Origin of the sequence: Klebsiella sp. 1SOBk10mer (assembly GCF_046602535.1) — a bacterium.
Classification (GTDB): Bacteria; Pseudomonadota; Gammaproteobacteria; order Enterobacterales; family Enterobacteriaceae; genus Klebsiella; species Klebsiella quasipneumoniae.
In genome coordinates this window covers 116842-134674 of record NZ_JBKIUP010000007.1, presented here as the reverse complement: position 1 = coordinate 134674, position 17833 = coordinate 116842, and the positions used below count along the sequence as shown (strand labels likewise).

Annotated in this window: 13 protein-coding genes; 6 read left to right on the top strand and 7 right to left on the bottom strand. The window is 57.3% G+C overall.

Annotated elements, in window-relative coordinates:
• The first annotated feature begins 50 nt into the window (after positions 1-50).
• A complete protein-coding gene (locus tag ACLH1I_RS18740; RefSeq protein WP_002886707.1) occupies positions 51-257 on the top strand; it encodes a DUF1107 domain-containing protein in 207 nt (68 codons plus the stop codon).
• Between the two features lie 61 nt (positions 258-318).
• Here ACLH1I_RS18740 and araC read toward each other — a convergent pair whose 3' ends face one another.
• The 5 genes from araC to msrA form a co-directional block, all read right to left on the bottom strand.
• Positions 319-1191, bottom strand: coding sequence for an arabinose operon transcriptional regulator AraC (gene araC / locus ACLH1I_RS18735; protein ID WP_004206480.1), 873 nt, complete (start codon positions 1189-1191; stop codon positions 319-321).
• Between the two features lie 30 nt (positions 1192-1221).
• The gene (locus ACLH1I_RS18730) at positions 1222-3231 is read right to left on the bottom strand and encodes a beta-galactosidase (RefSeq protein ID WP_032456890.1); all 2010 of its coding nucleotides are present in this window, start codon (positions 3229-3231) and stop codon (positions 1222-1224) included.
• An 18-nt stretch (positions 3232-3249) separates the two neighbouring features.
• Positions 3250-4482, bottom strand: coding sequence for an oligosaccharide MFS transporter (locus tag ACLH1I_RS18725; protein ID WP_017900583.1), 1233 nt, complete (start codon positions 4480-4482; stop codon positions 3250-3252).
• 200 nt (positions 4483-4682) lie between these two features.
• Positions 4683-6020, bottom strand: a complete 1338-nt coding sequence (locus ACLH1I_RS18720; protein WP_004206485.1) for a hemolysin family protein — start codon at positions 6018-6020, stop codon at positions 4683-4685.
• 180 nt (positions 6021-6200) lie between these two features.
• Positions 6201-6839, bottom strand: coding sequence for a peptide-methionine (S)-S-oxide reductase MsrA (gene msrA, locus ACLH1I_RS18715; protein ID WP_032456893.1), 639 nt, complete (start codon positions 6837-6839; stop codon positions 6201-6203).
• A gap of 209 nt (positions 6840-7048) precedes the next feature.
• On the opposite strand from msrA, the gene tamA reads away from it, so the two are divergent.
• From tamA to ACLH1I_RS18700, 3 genes are read left to right on the top strand one after another with little or no spacing between them, the layout of a single operon-like run.
• Positions 7049-8782: an autotransporter assembly complex protein TamA gene (gene tamA, locus ACLH1I_RS18710; RefSeq protein ID WP_043519304.1), complete on the top strand. Its 1734-nt coding sequence runs from the start codon at positions 7049-7051 to the stop codon at positions 8780-8782.
• On the top strand, positions 8779-12555 hold the full coding sequence (gene tamB, locus ACLH1I_RS18705) for an autotransporter assembly complex protein TamB (RefSeq protein ID WP_151629297.1): 3777 nt from the start codon (positions 8779-8781) through the stop codon (positions 12553-12555). The genes tamA and tamB overlap by 4 nt, the downstream gene beginning before the upstream one ends.
• Before the next feature lie 2 nt (positions 12556-12557).
• Positions 12558-12902 carry a gamma-glutamylcyclotransferase gene (locus ACLH1I_RS18700; RefSeq protein ID WP_002886724.1) on the top strand — a complete coding sequence of 115 codons (345 nt, stop codon included), beginning with the start codon at positions 12558-12560 and terminating at the stop codon, positions 12900-12902.
• Between the two features lie 145 nt (positions 12903-13047).
• Here ACLH1I_RS18700 and ACLH1I_RS18695 read toward each other — a convergent pair whose 3' ends face one another.
• Positions 13048-14235 carry a hypothetical protein gene (locus ACLH1I_RS18695; RefSeq protein ID WP_198079901.1) on the bottom strand — a complete coding sequence of 396 codons (1188 nt, stop codon included), beginning with the start codon at positions 14233-14235 and terminating at the stop codon, positions 13048-13050.
• A gap of 74 nt (positions 14236-14309) precedes the next feature.
• Positions 14310-14840 (bottom strand): inorganic diphosphatase, encoded by a 531-nt coding sequence (ppa, locus tag ACLH1I_RS18690; RefSeq protein WP_002886766.1) that lies wholly within the window; start codon positions 14838-14840, stop codon positions 14310-14312.
• A 403-nt stretch (positions 14841-15243) separates the two neighbouring features.
• On the opposite strand from ppa, the gene ytfQ reads away from it, so the two are divergent.
• Positions 15244-16200: a galactofuranose ABC transporter, galactofuranose-binding protein YtfQ gene (ytfQ, locus tag ACLH1I_RS18685; protein WP_002886769.1), complete on the top strand. Its 957-nt coding sequence runs from the start codon at positions 15244-15246 to the stop codon at positions 16198-16200.
• A gap of 123 nt (positions 16201-16323) precedes the next feature.
• A complete protein-coding gene (gene ytfR, locus ACLH1I_RS18680) occupies positions 16324-17826 on the top strand; it encodes a galactofuranose ABC transporter, ATP-binding protein YtfR (protein ID WP_008807146.1) in 1503 nt (500 codons plus the stop codon).
• Positions 17827-17833: the final 7 nt, after the last annotated feature.

Below are 17833 nucleotides of genomic sequence, written 5' to 3'. Positions count from 1 at the left end.
CGTGGGCTAACTGTGGCACCACAGGAGCGTAACCCTGGCAGGAGAGAAGAATGAAAATTTTCCAACGCTACAATCCGCTGCAAGTGGCGAAGTACGTGAAGATCCTGTTTCGTGGACGGTTGTACATCAAGGACGTTGGCGCATTTGAATTTGATAAGGGCAAAATCCTTATCCCGAAGGTCAAGGACAAGCTGCATCTGTCAGTGATGTCCGAAGTCAATCGTCAGGTGTTGCGTCTGCAAACTGAGATGGCATAACCTGAAACGTAGCAGTACGTAGTAGGTAAAAGACGGCTCCCGATGGGAGCCGTTGATGTTTTTAGCCCTTCATTTCCGCATAGCGTTTGCGATATTCGCCCGGTGGAATACCGTTATGTTTACGAAACAAGCGGGTGAAATAGACCGGATCGCTGTAGCCTACCGATAAAGCAATTTTGTTAAGCGGGAGCGAGGTGCTCTGAATAAGCCACCTGGCGCGGTTGATGCGTTGCGTTTCCCGCCATGCATAAACCGTTTGCCCCAGTTCATTTTTGAAAAGGTGCGCCAGACGTGAAGGGGAGATAAATACCATCGCCGCCAGGGTCTCGATTTTTACCTCCTGCGCAATATGGGCGTTGAGGTAGTCGCAGACGGCGTTAATCCGTGGGTCGTGGGCGTGACGGTTGCTGATGGGCTGTCGCTGAAAACAGTGAAGGATCAATCTTTCCAGGGCGTTCATCGCCAGCGCTTCCGACAGCGGCGCGGATGCCGAGTGATGGCGTATCACTTCGTAGAACAGATCGCGCAGCTGCTGGAGCTGTTCGGGATCGTTAATGGTTGTTTTGCCGATACCGTGAGTAGTTTGGTCCCACTTTAGCCAGTCTATCCAGTAGGGGCGGGGGATAAAGTAGATCCACAGATGGTCCCAATACTCGCTGTGCTCGTCCCTGCCGTAGTGATGGGGCACCCCGGGAGGAAACAGCAGCAGATCGTTTTCCCGGCACAGAAGGAAGCCATCGCCCGCCTTCGCCCGCGCCTGGCCGCGCAGGGTCAGATTAATGATGTAACCTTTCATCCCCTGCGGGCGGTTAATGTAGTAGTCCAGCGTGGAGCCGCGGGTAATCGGCGTGAAGCCTGCGACGACCCAGGCATTGAAGGTAAAGGTCTTCATCAATGGAGAGAAATTGAGTAGCTCATTGATATCCAGTTCCATTCTCTCTCCCACCTGAGCGCCGCCGCGTCGTTAGCTTTCGATGATAGTAAATTCCCAGGCCCTGAGGCGCAACGGCTGGCCGACGTATACTGTCTCCCCGCTCAGCAGCGCGCTACCCGCGGTCTCGCTGACAAATTCCAGCGTCTCGCCGGAGTAATTGAACAGGAAGTGGGTGGTTTTCCCGGCGCGATTACGCATTTTTTTGACCACTAATGGGAAGCGATAGGCGGAAGTGCGCGAGCGCAATGCGATATCGGCGGTTAGTACATCAAACAGCTGGCTAATCAATCCCTTCTGCGGCAGGAAGCCAACATACATCGCTCGTCCCCGGCCATAATCCGCTTCGGTGGCGGCGGCGTATTCGCCCCATGCCGGATGCTGATAGCGCAGCAAGGTGCGGGTCCCATCATCGGGCGTCAGCAATTCCATCCACAGCTCAGCCTGATTGTCATTGCGGCAATCAATCTCTGCACAGCAAGAGCTTACCGTCGTCCCTTCCGGCAGGGTGAACTGGCTGTAGCTGACGCCGCAGCTCTGCCGCAGGATCCCAGGCTGCGCGCTGCGGCGTACCTTGACGTTTTCATCGCTAAAGCCCGATTTAAAGCCGATAAGCGCTCTGCCGCCCTCGGCGATATAGTGATTGATCCGCGCCAGCAGGCCATCATCGGCAGCGTACAGGCCGGGAACGATCAGCACTCGGTAGCGCGAGGTTTCCTCGTTTACATCGTGGATGATGTCGAGGCTGATATTGTGGTCATACAGCGCATCGTGGAAGCGGCGAAAGATATCGTTATAAATGTTGCCCTCGGCATCGCCAGGACGGAAGTGATTGAGGGCGTCCATTGCCTCATTGCTTATCAGCAGCGCAACGTCGTTTTCGGCCTTCAGCTCCGCCAGCTGCGGCGACAGGCGGGCAAAGTCAGCCCCGATAGTGGTGGCCTCCTGCCAGGTCGGGTTACGCGAGAAGTCGTGGCTGAGCAGCCCCTTCCAGTAGGTTTCGAAGGCGTTATGAATCGAATGCCAGTGCCAGTAGGAGACCATGGCGGCGCCGGAGGCGATATGGCTGAACGCCTGCAGGCGCAGCTGGCCCGGGTAGGGAGTCCACTGGGCGAAGCCCTGCGCCTGGGTTTCCAGCACGAAGTAGTTCTGGCCCGGCTTAAGCGAGCGGGTGATGGCGCCGCCAAAGGCGATTTCCCGCCCGGTCAGGTGTGCCTGGCTCGGGTGATAGATATCGACGCCGGCGATATCCAGCGCCTGCGCCGCCGCAAAATGGTCGACTCGCGGCTGCACGCCGTAAGAGTAACCGCGCCATTCAAAATCGAAGTTGTGGGTGACGAACTGGTGCGGTTGGGCGTACTCGCGCACAATCTCCGCCTGCCAGGCCAGATACTCGGTGACCTGCTGGCGCTGATAGCGGGAGAAGGCGCAGGCGAGGCTGGCGTTGATGGTGTTTTCCACCGGCGGAAAATCCTGCCAGCGGTCAATGCGGTTGCTCCAGTAATCCAGACCGAAATCGTGATTCAGTTGTCGGAGGTCTGGATATTTCTCCTGCAGGCTGCGCACGAAGCCCTCCTGCATATAGCGGCCAATATTGTCGTAATGCTTGGTTTCGTTATCCAGTTGCCAGCCGATAATCGCCGGATGGTGTTGCACATGGGCCATCAGCGTGCGGATAATTTTTTCGGCATAGCGGCGAAAGGTCGGGTTGACGATATCCATGATCTGCCGCGGACCATATTTTTGCTGCCCCGCGACGGTGGTGACCAGAATATCGGGATGTTTCGCCGCCAGCCAGGCCGGGACCGCGTAGGTGGGCGTCCCGACGATGACCGCAATGCTGGCCTCATGCATCGCCTCGAGCACCCGGTCGATATGGTAGAAATTGTACTGGCCCTCTTCGGGCTCCAGCGTACTCCAGGTGGACTCGGCGATACGCACCACGTTAATGCCGGTTTCGCGCATTAAGGCGATATCGCTGGCCAGCCGATCTTCCGGCATATATTCATCGTAATACGCCACGCCATAAAATAACTGAGACATGCAGACTACCTCCTGACATTAATTCGCGGGCACAGGTTGTGAAGAGAACACGCGTGCTTTATCCAGCGTGATAAACGAAATGAGCGTGAAGCACAGGGCGATACTACCGAGCACGATATAGCTGCTGGTAAAGCCCATGCTCTGGTACATATGGCCGATGCCGGTGGAGAGAAAAATAGAGCTAAAGCTTTTTGAAAACTGGAAGCCAATTAAGTAAACCGTCGCGGAAAGCAGGGGGTTAAAGTTAGCGGTAATGTATTTAAGCGCCGCGACGAGTAACACCGAGCTTTCAAATCCATGGAGTAGTTTAATCAGGCTGATGGATACCGGGCCAATAGCCCACGCGGAACCGATAATGCGCAAGCTCATAATCAGCCCGCAGTATAACAGCGCATTTTTCGGGCCGATTTTATTCACAAACCATGGTGCAAAGAACATCACGATGGCATCAAGGAAAATCTGACCCGTGGTTAAATAACCGAAGACTTCTGCACCCCGGGCTTTACTCTCAAAGAAATGGCTGTAGTAGATAGCGAACTGCTGGTCATAGGTTTCATAGACCGCCCCGACGCCAATGACATAGAGGGCGAAGAACCAGAATTTTTTAATTTTTAACAACGAGACGGCATCGCGGAGGGTAACCGGCGACGTTTTGCCGGACAGCAGCCCCTGCTTTTGATGGGTGCTGATCTGCATTTTCCAGACAATCACCAGCAGGCAGACGCCTGCTGCGCTGGCCAACCAGAAAATCATGTTCTGATCGATGCCGTAGAGCTTTCCTGCCGCAAAGGTGCCGATCGCGGCGCCGATGCCGCCGAACATCCGCGCCCGACCAAATTCGAAGCCGGAGGCGCGGCTGACCTTATCGATGTAGGCTTCGCAAATCCCGCAGCCTGCGCCGTAGGCCATGCCAATATAGAGACCGCCAGCCAGCGCGCCGAGGAACACATTTATTTTTAACAGAGGCGCGAAGACATAGATCCAGTATGGAGCGAATAAGGTGATAATGATCGCCAGCATCCACATCAGATTCTTACGATACACCAGCTTATCCGATATAAAACCGAATAATGGCTGAACGCAGACGGCCACAATGGCGGTGAAAGAATAAACCAGACCGACGTCCGTGTAGTTAATACCGATGGTTTCCGTTAACCACAGTGATAAATAGGGGTAGCAGCATCCCCAGCCTATAAAGAAAAACAGGAAAAACAGACAGCTGATAAAGTAATTTTTATTCGACGTTATCATGGTAACCCTCGCTTCCTTTATTCAGGAATATGATCGTGTAGACGCGAGCAACGTTACCTTTTTGCGCACGGGGGAGTCATAAACGTTTCGCTATCGAGCAGTAATAATCTGCTATCGGCAGAGGGGCGTGAGCCGCTTCACATTCGGGCAATAAAAAGGGCGGATGATCATCCGCCCTTAAGAGAGAGAAAGGATTACGCTCAGGCGTTCTGGCTTTCCGCCGCTTCCGCCTGCTTGGGCACCAGCACCGTGGGCTTGTTATCGATGCGGGTCACCAGCAACTGGTCGATACGGTAGTTATCGATATCCACGACCTCGAACTTATAGCCGGAGAACTTCACCGCGTCGGTGCGTTTGGGGATTTTACGCAGCATAAACATCATAAAGCCGCCGATGGTCTCGTAGTTCCCGGACTGCGGAAACTCGTCGATATCCAGCACGCGCATCACGTCATCAATCGGCGTACCGCCATCGATTAGCCACGAGTTTTCATCGCGGGCGACGATCTGCTCTTCCAGCCCCTGGCCGACGAGGTCGCCCATCAGAGTTGTCATCACGTCGTTAAGGGTGATGATCCCGACCACCAGCGCATATTCATTCATGATCACCGCAAAGTCTTCCCCGGCGGTTTTGAAGCTTTCCAGCGCTTCGGACAGGGTCAGGGTATCCGGGACGATCAACGTGTTGCGGATCTGCACGCCGCCGGTCAGCACCAGGCTCTGGTTCGCCAGCACGCGGTTCAGCAGATCTTTTGAATCGACGTAGCCGATAATGTGGTCGATATCTTCATTACAGACGAGGAACTTCGAGTGAGGGTGTTCGGCCACTTTATTCTTCAGGCTCTGCTCGTCTTCATGCAAATCAAACCAAATGACGCTTTCACGCGGGGTCATGGAGGAAGGAACGGTGCGGGACTCCAGCTCGAACACGTTCTCAATCAGCTCATGCTCCTGCTTGCGCAGCACCCCGGCCAGCGCGCCGGCTTCGACCACGGCATAGATATCGTCGGAGGTGATATCGTCTTTCCGCACCATCGGCAGTTTAAAGATGCGGAAGATCATGTTGGCCATGCCGTTAAACAACCACACCAGCGGGCGGAAGACTAACAGGCAGAAGCGCATCGGGTTGATGATGCGCAGGGCCACAGTTTCGGGCGCAATCATACCGATGCGTTTCGGAGTCAGGTCAGCAAACAGGATGAACAAGCTGGTGACCAGGGTAAAAGAGATGATGAAGCTCAGTTGCTCGGAGAGCTCCGGTGACAAATACCCGCTGAGCAGGCTATGAAACGCCGGTGAGAAAGCCGCGTCGCCCACAATACCGCCAAGAATGGCGACGGCGTTGAGGCCAATCTGCACGACGGTAAAGAAGGTGCCCGGGTTCTCCTGCATCTTCAGCACCCGCTGTGCGTTGACGTTGCCTTCATCGGCCAGCAGTTTCAGTTTGATTTTACGTGAGGCGGCCAGTGAGATTTCCGATATCGAAAAAAACGCACTGACGGCTATCAGACAGAGTATTACTAAAATACTGTTTAACATATCTTTTCTGACCGTTGAGGTCAGATCCTCGGAAGGGAAGTTGATAACTTAAATGTGGAATACATAAAAAACCGGTCCGAAGGCGCTGGACCGGCTGTCACACTGGGTAGTATAGCGTAAGGGAATGTAAAGCCGCCAGAGCGTTCATTAACCGCCTCGCTGTTGAGGCGGAAATCAGAATTACGCCTGAGGCGGCAGGCAGACGCCAATGCCGCCAATGCCGCAATAGCCATGCGGGTTCTTATACAGATACTGCTGGTGATCGTCCTCGGCATAGTAGAACGGTTTGGCGGTGGCGATCTCGGTGGTGATGTGACGGGTATCGTGCGCGTCGTTCATCGCCGCCTGGAAGCGCGCGAGGCTGGCCTTTGCCGCTTCCGTCTGTTCCGGCGTCAACGGATAGATCGCCGAACGGTACTGGGTGCCGAGGTCGTTACCCTGTCGCATGCCCTGCGCGGGGTCGTGATTTTCCCAGAACACCTGCAATAACTGCTCATAGCTGATGACCTGTGGATCGTAGACCACGCGCACCGCTTCCGCGTGACCGGTCTGGCCGCTGCACACTTCGCGATAGGTCGGATTGGGCGTATAGCCGCCAGTGTAGCCGGCGGCGGTGCTGTAAACCCCCGGCAATTGCCAGAACAGACGTTCAACTCCCCAGAAGCAGCCCATGGCGAACAGTGCCACTTCCATCCCCGCCGGGACGTTGGTCATCGAGTGGCCGTTAACTGCGTGGAGCGTCGCCACTGGCATCGGGGTATTGCGTCCAGGCAGCGCATCCGCCTGGGCGACAAGATGCGTTTTATCAAATAGACTCACGGTGGGCCTCTCAATACAGAAATCGTCGTTAAGGTTGTAACGAAGCGTGTCTTTTAACACAATAAATACGCGTAATACGTCTAGATTAATACATAAGAATTATTTGGGTTATTGCCACTTTTTCAACCCTAAGTTGTTAGGGTTTTGTTAAGCCGTGGAGCGGCGCCAGTGTTTCCTGTAGGGGGAAACAGGGATATTCAGGAGAAAATGTGCTAAAAATCCGCCAGTTATGTGTCACCAGCCTTTTGCTGGTCAGCGGGGTCGCCAGCGCAGCGAATGTGCGTTTGCAGGTTGAGGGATTATCCGGAGAGCTGGAGAAAAACGTTCGCGCCCAGCTTTCCACCATCCAGAGTGATGAGGTCACGCCGGATCGTCGCTTTCGCGCGCGCGTCGATGACGCCATTCGCGAAGGTCTGAAAGCGCTGGGATATTACGAGCCGACGATTGAATTTGATCTGCGTCCGCCGCCGAAAAGGGGCCGTCAGGTGCTGATCGCCAAAGTGACCCCAGGTGAGCCGGTACGCATTGGCGGAACCGAGGTGATTCTGCGCGGCGGCGCCCGCACCGACAGCGACTATCTGGCGCTGTTGAAAACCCGCCCGGCCATCGGGACGGTGCTCAACCACGGCGATTACGACGGTTTCAAGAGCTCATTGACCCGTGTCGCCCTGCGCAAAGGCTACTTTGACAGCGAGTTCAATAAAAGCCAGCTTGGGGTCTCCCTCGACCGTCATCAGGCGTTCTGGGATATCGATTACGACAGCGGAGAACGCTATCGCTTTGGCCACGTCACCTTCTCCGGATCGCAAATTCGCGATGAATACCTGCAAAACCTCGTGCCGTTTAAAGAGGGCGACTACTACACCTCGCAGGACCTGGCCGAGCTAAACCGCCGCCTGGCGGCGACCGGGTGGTTCAGTTCGGTGGTGGTGGCGCCTGATTTTGCTAAGTCACGGAAAACCAAGGTGCTGCCTCTGCAGGGCGTTGTCTCGCCACGCAAAGAGAACACCGTGGAAACCGGGGTAGGGTACTCCACAGACGTCGGTCCGCGGGTGAAAGCCACGTGGAAAAAACCGTGGATGAACTCCTATGGCCACAGCCTGACCTCCAGCGTCAGCCTCTCCGCCCCGGAGCAGCAGTTTGACTTCACCTATAAAGTCCCGCTGCTCAAGAGCCCGCTCGAGCAGTACTATCTGATGCAGGGCGGCTTTAAGCGTACCGATCTCAATGACACCCAGGCCGACTCCACCACCTTGGGGTTGTCGCGTTTCTGGGAGATGTCGAGCGGCTGGCAGCGGGCGATTAACCTGCGCTGGAGCCTGGACCACTTTACCCAGGCGAACGTCACCAACACCACCATGCTGATTTACCCGGGGGTCTCGGTGAACCGCACTCGCTCCCGCGGCGGCCTGATGCCTACCTGGGGCGATTCGCAGCGCTACTCGGTGGACTACTCCAACACCATGTGGGGCTCGGACATCAACTTTATCGTGATGCAGGCTCAGGACGTCTGGATCCGTACCCTCTATGACCGCCACCGCTTTGTGGTGCGTGGCAACCTGGGCTGGATCGAAGCGGACAACTTTGACAAGGTGCCGCCGGACCTGCGTTTTTTCGCCGGGGGCGATCGCAGTATTCGCGGCTATAAATACAAATCCATCTCGCCGAAGGACGATGACGGCAAGCTGATCGGGGCCTCGAAGCTGGCCACCGGCTCGCTGGAATATCAGTACAACGTCAGTGGCAAGTGGTGGGGCGCCGTGTTTGTCGATAGCGGCGAAGCGGTCAGCGATATTCGCGAGAGTGATTTCAAAACCGGCGCCGGGGTAGGCGTGCGCTGGCAGTCGCCGGTGGGGCCGATCAAGCTGGATATCGCCCGGCCAATCGGCGACAAAGAAGAGCATGGTTTACAGTTTTACATCGGTCTGGGGCCTGAATTATGAGTTTATGGAAGAAGATAAGCCTCGGCGTATTAATCGTGTTGGTTCTCCTGCTGGGCACCGTCGGGTTCCTGGTGGGCACCACCACCGGCTTGCATCTGGTGTTCAAAGCGGCGGATCGCTGGGTGCCGGGGCTGGAAATCGGCAAAGTGACCGGCGGCTGGCGTGATTTAACCCTTGATAATGTCCGCTATGAGCAGCCCGGCGTGGCGGTGACCGCCGGCCAGTTTCATCTCAGCGTCAGGCTGCGCTGTCTGTGGGACAGCAGTCTGTGCGTAAACGACATCTCGCTGCGCGATATTTACGTCGCCGTCGATACGAAGAAGATGCCGCCCTCTGCGCCGGTCGAGGAAGAGGACAGCGGGCCGCTGAATCTCTCCACCCCTTATCCGATCGCCCTCAGCCGCGTCGCGCTGCATAACGTCAACGTCAAAATCGACGATACCGCGGTCTCCGTGCGCGATTTTTCCACCGGCCTGAACTGGCAGGAGAAAAACCTGACCCTGACGCCGACCTCGCTGCAGGGGCTGCTGATCGCTCTGCCGAAGGTGGCGAAAGTGGCGCAGGAGCAGGTGGTCGAGCCGAAAATCGACAACCCGCGACCGCAGGAGAAACCGCTCGGCGAGACGATGACCGACCTCTTCTCGCAGCCGGTACTGCCGGCAATGACCGATGTGCACCTGCCGCTGAACCTCAACATTCAGGCGTTCCGCGGCGAGCAGCTGCGTCTCACCGGCGATACCGATATCACGGTGTACAACCTGCTGCTGAAAGTCAGCAGTATCGACGGGCAGATGAAGCTCGACGCCCTCGACATCGACTCCGATCAGGGCAAGGTCAGCGCTTCGGGCAGCGCCCAGCTACAGGATAACTGGCCGGTAGACATCACCCTCGCCGGAACGCTGAACGTCGACCCGATGAAAGGGGAGAAGGTGCAGCTGAAGGTGGGCGGCGAGATACGTAAAACGCTTAAGGTCGGAGTGGACTTAAGCGGGCCGGTCGCGGCCACGCTGCGGGCGGACGCGCAGCTGGCGGAGGCCGGGCTGCCGCTCAATATGGAGCTGAAGAGTAAGCAGCTCGCCTGGCCGTTCAGCGGCGAGAAGCAGTTCCAGGCCGACGACGTCCAGCTGAAGTTCAGCGGCAAAATGACCGACTATGCGCTGGCCTTCTCCACCGCGGTGAAAGGCCAGTCGCTGCCGCCGGCGAAAATCGCCCTCAACGCCAAAGGCAATGAGCGGCAGATCAATCTCGACAAGCTGACGGTCAATGCCCTGGAAGGGAAAACCGAGCTGAAAGCGCTCCTCGACTGGCAGCAGGCGATCAGCTGGCGCGGCGAGCTGACCCTCGACGGCATCAACACCGCCAAAGAGGTGCCGGACTGGCCATCGAAGCTCAATGGCAGGATCAAGACCCAGGGCAGCCTGTACGGCGGCAGCTGGCAGATGTCGGTGCCGGAGCTGAAAATTACCGGCAACGTGAAACAGAACAAGGTGGATGTTTCGGGCTCGCTGCAGGGCAACAGCTATCTGCAGTGGAAAATCCCGGGGCTGCATCTGGCGTTAGGCCCGAACAGCGCCGATATCAAAGGCGAGCTGGGGGTGAAGGATCTGAATCTCGACGCCACCATCGATGCGCCGCACCTGGATAATGCGCTGCCGGGGCTCGGCGGGACGGCGAAGGGGCTGGTGAAAGTGCGCGGCACTGTCGATGCGCCGCAACTGCTGGCGGACATCACCGCCCGAGCGCTGCGCTGGCAGGAGCTGACCATCGCCCAGGTCAACGTCAAAGGGGATGTGAAATCCACCGATCAGATTGGCGGCAACCTGGACGTACGGGTGGATCGCATCAGCCAGCCGGGGGTGAATATCCGCCTGGTGCAGCTCAATGCCAAAGGTACTGAGAAGCAGCATGAGCTGCGGCTGCGGGTGCAGGGCGATCCGGTTTCCGGCCAGCTGGCGCTGGCGGGCAGCTTCGATCGTCAGGCCGAGCGCTGGAGAGGCGCGCTAAGCGATACCCGCTTCCAGACGCCGGTGGGGCCGGTGGCGCTGACGCGCAGTATCGCGCTGGACTACCGCAACCAGGAGCAGAAAATCAGCATCGGGCCACACTGCTGGACCAACCCGAACGCCGAGCTCTGCGTGCCTGAGACCATTGACGCAGGCGCCAGCGGGCGGGCGCGGGTGAATCTCAACCGCTTCGACCTGGCGATGCTCAAGCCGTTTATGCCGGAGGCGACCCAGGCCAGCGGCGTCTTTACCGGTAATGCCGATGTCAGCTGGGACACCACCAAGGAGGGGCTGCCGCAGGGTAAAGTGACCCTCAGCGGGCGCAACGTCAAAGTGACCCAGGTGGTCAATGACGCCCCGCTGCCGGTGGCGTTCGATACGCTGAACCTCAGCGCCGATCTGCACAACAATCGCGCGGAGCTGGGCTGGCTTATCCGCCTGACCAACAATGGCCAGCTGGATGGGCAGGTGCAGGTCACCGACCCGCAGGGGCGGCGTAACCTCGGCGGCAACGTCAATATCAGCAACTTCTCGCTGGCGATGATCAACCCGATTTTCGCCCGCGGTGAAAAGGCGGAGGGAAGGCTCAACGCCCGTCTGCGCCTGGGCGGCAACGTGAAAAGTCCGCAGCTGTTCGGCCAGATGCAGTTAAGCGGGGTGGATATCGACGGCAACTTTATGCCGTTTGATATGCAGCCGAGCCAGCTGGCGATGAACTTCAACGGCACGCGCTCGACCCTGCAGGGGACGGTGAACACCCGTCAGGGGCAAATCGCCCTCAGCGGCAACGCCGACTGGACGCAGATCGATAACTGGCGGGCGCAAATTGCGGCGAAAGGCAGCCGGGTGCGGATCACGGTGCCGCCGATGGTCCGTCTCGATGTATCGCCGGACGTGGTGTTTACCGCCACGCCAAGCCTGTTCAACCTCGATGGCAAGGTGGATGTGCCCTGGGCGCGGATCGTGGTCAACGAAGTGCCGGAGAGCGCGGTTGGCGTGTCTTCTGATGAAGTGATGCTCGACAAAAACCTCAAGCCGATTAATCAGCAGAGCGCCGGGATCCCGATCAACAGCAACCTGACCATTCACGTCGGCAACAACGTTCGTCTGGAAGCCTTCGGTCTGAAAGCGCGTCTGACCGGCGATCTGAAAGTGGCGCAGGACAAGCAGGGGCTGGGACTCAACGGGCAGATCAATATTCCGGACGGCCGCTTCCACGCCTATGGCCAGGATTTGATTGTGCGCAAAGGGGAGCTGCTGTTCTCCGGTCCGCCGGATCAGCCATTACTGAATATCGAAGCAATTCGTAACCCGGATGCCACCGAAGACGACGTGATCGCCGGCGTTCGCGTCACCGGCTCCGCCGATCAGCCGAAAGCGGAGATCTTCTCTGACCCGGTTATGTCCCAGCAGGAAGCGCTGTCTTATCTGCTGCGCGGCCAGGGTTTGAGCAGCGGACAGAGCGATAGCGCCGCGATGACCTCAATGCTTATTGGTATGGGGGTTGCACAAAGTGGTCAGGTTGTGGGTAAAATCGGCGAGACGTTTGGCGTAAGCAATTTGGCGTTGGACACCGAAGGGGTAGGCGACTCTTCCCAGGTGGTGGTCAGCGGCTATGTACTGCCGGGTCTGCAGGTAAAATACGGGGTCGGTATCTTCGATTCCCTGGCGACGCTGACTTTACGTTATCGCCTGATGCCTAAGCTATATGTGGAAGCGGTGTCTGGCATCGACCAGGCGCTCGATTTGCTCTATCAGTTTGAGTTTTAGCAATGCGAATATTTGTTTACGGCAGTTTACGACGCAAACAAGGCAACAGCCACTGGATGACCAACGCCCAGTGGCTGGGCGCTCATAGTGTCGACGATTATCAGCTGTACAGCCTGGGCCACTATCCAGGCGCGGTGCCCGGCGAAGGCACAGTACATGGTGAAGTTTATCGTATTGATGCATCGACGCTGGCCGAACTGGATGCGCTCCGCACCAAGGGGGGCGAGTATGCGCGCCACCTGATTCAGACGCCTTACGGCAGCGCATGGATGTATGTCTATCAACGTTCCGTTGAGGGTTGTACGTTGATAGCGAACGGCAACTGGTTGGATCGCGACCAGTATTAACCATGACAGCGCCACCTTCGGGTGGCGTTGTTTTTTTCTGCGCCTACCTCTTACCAGAGCGGAAGATAATCCTTCGCCAGCCACGCTGTGGAAGCCAGCGTCGTCAGCGCGAGGAATAATAATCGTCGTGTTGGGGTGCTAAACATTACATGACCTCCTCGAGCGTGGTAGGAGGGGCAGCCCCCCGCAGGTAACGCCGCATCGCCGATCGCAGCTTCAGCCAGTCAGCCACCCGGTGTGACAATAACCAGGCCGTTGGGCCTATCAGCTCCAGCACCGCCAGTACCCCACCAAAACAGAGTAACAATAAGGACAGCATGTCCAGCGAATCCTGAACCTGCCACCAGACGCGCCGGCCTAACTGAAGGGCGCTGACGAGTTCTACTCCGAGAAATAACAGATACATCACCAGCGCGAGGCCGTAAAACAGGTAATAGAGCAGCGACAGCTGTCGGCGTCCAGGATAGAGCGGATGGTTTTTTATATAAGCCGCGCCGTCGCTGGCATTGTATAGCGCATGGATCGCCCGGCTGTCGCGCTCGTATACGGCGAGGATGCGAGCGCCGGTGGCAAGAAACGGCGGCTGACAACGGTAAAACACCGGATGCAGCGCGAAATTAGCGCAGCCTGCCTGCCACCAGAAGGCCAGCGGCAGGGAACCGCATTGTATCCCGAGGCCGTGATATTCCCGGGTTGGATTGCCTGCATACCACTTCTTAAAGTGGGCGTCGATGATGATGTCTGCCTGAGCGGCATAGCGTTCCGGCAGGACTTGCGTAAAAGGCATTGCCGACTGGCGGAGGGCTTGCGTCGTGGCGGGTAGCGGCTGGCAAAAGGAGACGTCGCGTCGGCGGGCCAGCGCCATCTTCGCCAGCAGATCGCGCATGGCGGGGTGCCGTTTTAGCGCCGGGTGGAACAGTCGCTCGTAGAGCCCGGTTAACAGCGCGATGAAGGCCAGTATCGCGATAATGCCGCAGCCGAACCTACCCCATTCCGAGGCGCTCACCAGGAGCGGGATAAGGGTGACGATGAGCGTCAGCAGGCTGATAAACAGCAGTGGCCGGGCCCAGCGCTTTACGTGTTGACTGGGCTCAAGGAGCGTTTCGCCATCGCTGAGCCAGTGGATCCAGTAACTGCCGTTGTCCAGGCGGCGGGCGCCAAGATGCAGGGGCTGATTGATCTTCAGACGGTCAAAAAGTGCGGGGTCGTTAAAATAGCGTTTATCGGTATAAAAGACATGCTCGCCGGCGATAAGGCGCAGATACCCCTGTTTTTCAGAGGCGGCGGTCGTGAAGCCAGAAAAGTTAAGAGTGAAATAGCGAACGCTTTTCACGGGACACCCTCCATGGTGTTATCGCGGCAATCCGTGCCGCAATCAGGCAGGGGATGACCCTGCCTGAGACAGAATTACTTCTGCTTAGCGCGCTCGAAAGAGGCAACGATTTCGGCTTTCGCCGCTTCCGCGTTGTCCCAACCGTCGACTTTAACCCATTTGCCTTTTTCCAGATCTTTGTAGTGCTCAAAGAAGTGAGTGATCTGGGCTTTCAGCAGTTCCGGCAGGTCGTTCACATCATTGATGTGATCGTATTCTTTGCTCAGCTTGGTGTGCGGTACGGCAACCAGTTTCGCATCTTCACCGGATTCGTCGGTCATCTTCAGAACGCCAACCGGACGGCAGCGGATCACGGAGCCCGGCTGCAGCGGGTACGGAGTCGGGACCAGCACGTCAACCGGGTCGCCGTCCAGGGAGAGGGTGTGGTTGATGTAGCCGTAGTTGCACGGATAGAACATCGCTGTGGACATGAAACGGTCAACAAACAGTGCACCGCTCTCTTTGTCGACTTCGTATTTGATGGGATCTGCGTTCGCCGGGATCTCGATCACGACGTAGATGTCTTCCGGCAGATCTTTGCCCGCAGGTACGTTGAGTAAGCTCATGTCTGTTTCCTTTAAAATGTATGGCAAACAAGTGCTCGGTATTATAGCCAACTCACATCGAATGTCTTCGCTTCTTTTTTCCGATCTCGCCGCGGAGTGCTCTGAATTTTGCACGCCATAATGACATGAAAATCCATAAACATAGCCACATCATGAATAAATTTATGTAACCGTTTTCATTGCATGTGATTGATTTATCAAACTGCTCAAAAAAACGTCACAAACCGCCGCTGCCGCGCTCCCCGCTAAGCCTTATCCGCTCTCCGCTGGGCTATTGGGCTGTCATTAACATCTCATTTACTTTTTTGAAGTGTGATGTAACGCATTCAGTTACATCACCGATTGTCTATAGTTTGTCCGCAGGTGAGACTTTAACCAACAATAACCCTACGAGGATACCCTTATGTGGAAGCGCTTACTTCTTGTCACAGCAGTTTCCGCAGCTATGTCGTCTATGGCGATAGCTGCCCCGCTAACCGTAGGTTTTTCGCAGGTCGGTTCTGAATCCGGCTGGCGTGCGGCGGAAACCAGCGTCGCGAAAGAGGAAGCCGCCAAGCGCGGTATTACGCTGAAGATCGCTGATGGTCAGCAAAAACAGGAAAACCAGATCAAAGCGGTGCGCTCCTTTATCGCCCAGGGGGTTGACGCGATCTTCATTGCGCCGGTGGTGGCCACCGGCTGGGAGCCGGTGCTGAAAGAGGCGAAAGAGGCCAAGATACCGGTCTTCCTCCTCGACCGTTCCATTGATGTGAAAGATAAAGATCTCTACATGACCACCGTGACCGCCAACAACGTGCTGGAAGGCCAGCTGATTGGCGACTGGCTGGTGAAAACCGTCGACGGTAAGCCGTGTAACGTCGTGGAACTGCAGGGCACCGTCGGGGCCAGCGTGGCCATCGACCGTAAGAAAGGCTTCGCTGACGCCATCGCCAAAGCGTCGAATATCAAAATCATCCGCTCTCAGTCCGGCGACTTCACCCGCAGCAAAGGGAAAGAGGTTATGGAGAGCTTTATCAAGGCTGAGAATAACGGCAAAAACATCTGCATGGTATTCGCTCATAACGACGATATGGCCATCGGCGCCATCCAGGCCATTAAAGAAGCCGGTCTGAAGCCGGGCAAAGATATTCTGACCGGCTCCATCGACGGCGTGCCGGATATCTATAAAGCGATGATCGCCGGCGAAGCCAACGCCAGCGTCGAGCTGACGCCGAATATGGCCGGCCCGGCGTTTGATGCGCTGGAGAAATACAAAAAAGACGGCACCCTGCCGGAGAAGCTGACCATTACCAAATCGACGCTGTATCTGCCGGATACGGCGAAAGAAGAGTTAGAGAAGAAGAAAAATATGGGCTACTGAGTGGCTAGCCCCTCATCCCGGCCCTCTCCGCAAGCGGAGAGGGTAACAGGCAGCGTTCCAGTAACCCCGGCAAGCAGAGCGCGAACCGGGGCAACCTGACATCATTTGAAGGTGATATCGATTATGAGCGCCGAGGCACACCAGGAGATCCTTCGCACCGAAGGACTCAGTAAATTCTTCCCCGGCGTTAAGGCGCTGGATAACGTCAACTTTAGCCTGCGGCGCGGCGAAATCATGGCCCTGTTGGGCGAAAACGGCGCCGGAAAATCGACGCTGATCAAAGCGCTTACCGGCGTTTACCATGCCGATCGCGGCACCATCTGGCTGGAAGGCCAGGCCATTTCCCCGAAAAATACCGCCCATGCCCAGCAGCTGGGGATCGGCACCGTTTATCAGGAAGTGAACCTGCTGCCGAATATGTCGGTGGCGGACAACCTGTTTATCGGCCGTGAGCCGCGGCGGTTTGGCCTGCTGCGGCGTAAAGAGATGGAGGCCAGGGCGACGGCGCTGATGGCCTCCTATGGCTTTTCCCTCGATGTGCGCGAGCCGCTGAACCGCTTTTCAGTAGCGATGCAGCAGATCGTCGCTATCTGTCGGGCTATCGACCTGTCGGCCAAGGTGCTGATCCTCGACGAGCCCACCGCCAGCCTCGATACCCAGGAGGTGGAGATGCTGTTTACCCTGATGCGCCAGCTCAGGGATAACGGCGTCAGCCTGATCTTCGTCACCCACTTTCTTGACCAGGTCTATGCGGTCAGCGACCGCATTACCGTGCTGCGCAACGGCAGCTTCGTCGGCTGCCGAGAGACCCGCGAGCTGCCGCAGATTGAGCTGGTGAAAATGATGCTGGGCCGCGAACTGGACCACAACGCCCTGCAGCGGGCGGGCCGAACCCTGCTGAGCGATAAGCCGGTGGCGGCGTTCGAAGGCTACGGCAAGAAAGGCACCATCGCCCCGTTCGACCTGCAGGTCCGTCCGGGCGAAATTGTCGGCCTCGCCGGCCTGTTGGGTTCCGGACGCACTGAAACCGCCGAGGTGATCTTCGGCATTAAAACGGCGGACAGCGGGAAGGCATGGATCAAAGGCAAACCGCAAACCCTGCGCTCTCCGCATCAGGCCTCCTGCCTCGGGATCGGCTTCTGTCCGGAGGATCGCAAAACCGACGGCATTATCGCCGCCGCTTCGGTGCGGGAAAATATCGTCCTCGCCCTGCAGGCGCAGCGCGGCTGGCTGCGGCCGATACCCCGGCGTGAACAGAACGAGATCGCCGAGCGCTTTATTCGCCAGCTGGGGATCCGTACCCCCAGCGCGGAGCAGCCGATCGAGTTTCTCTCCGGCGGCAACCAGCAGAAGGTATTACTTTCTCGCTGGCTGCTGACCAAACCGCAGTTCCTGATCCTCGATGAACCGACCCGCGGCATTGACGTCGGCGCCCACGCGGAAATTATTCGCCTGATTGAAACCCTCTGCGCCGATGGTCTGGCGCTGCTGGTCATCTCCTCTGAACTGGAGGAGCTGGTGGGTTACGCCGATCGGGTCATTATCATGCGCGATCGCCGGCAGGTGGCCGAGATCCCGCTCGCCGAGCTCTCTGTACCGGCGATCATGAACGCTATTGCGGCATAAGGAGTAA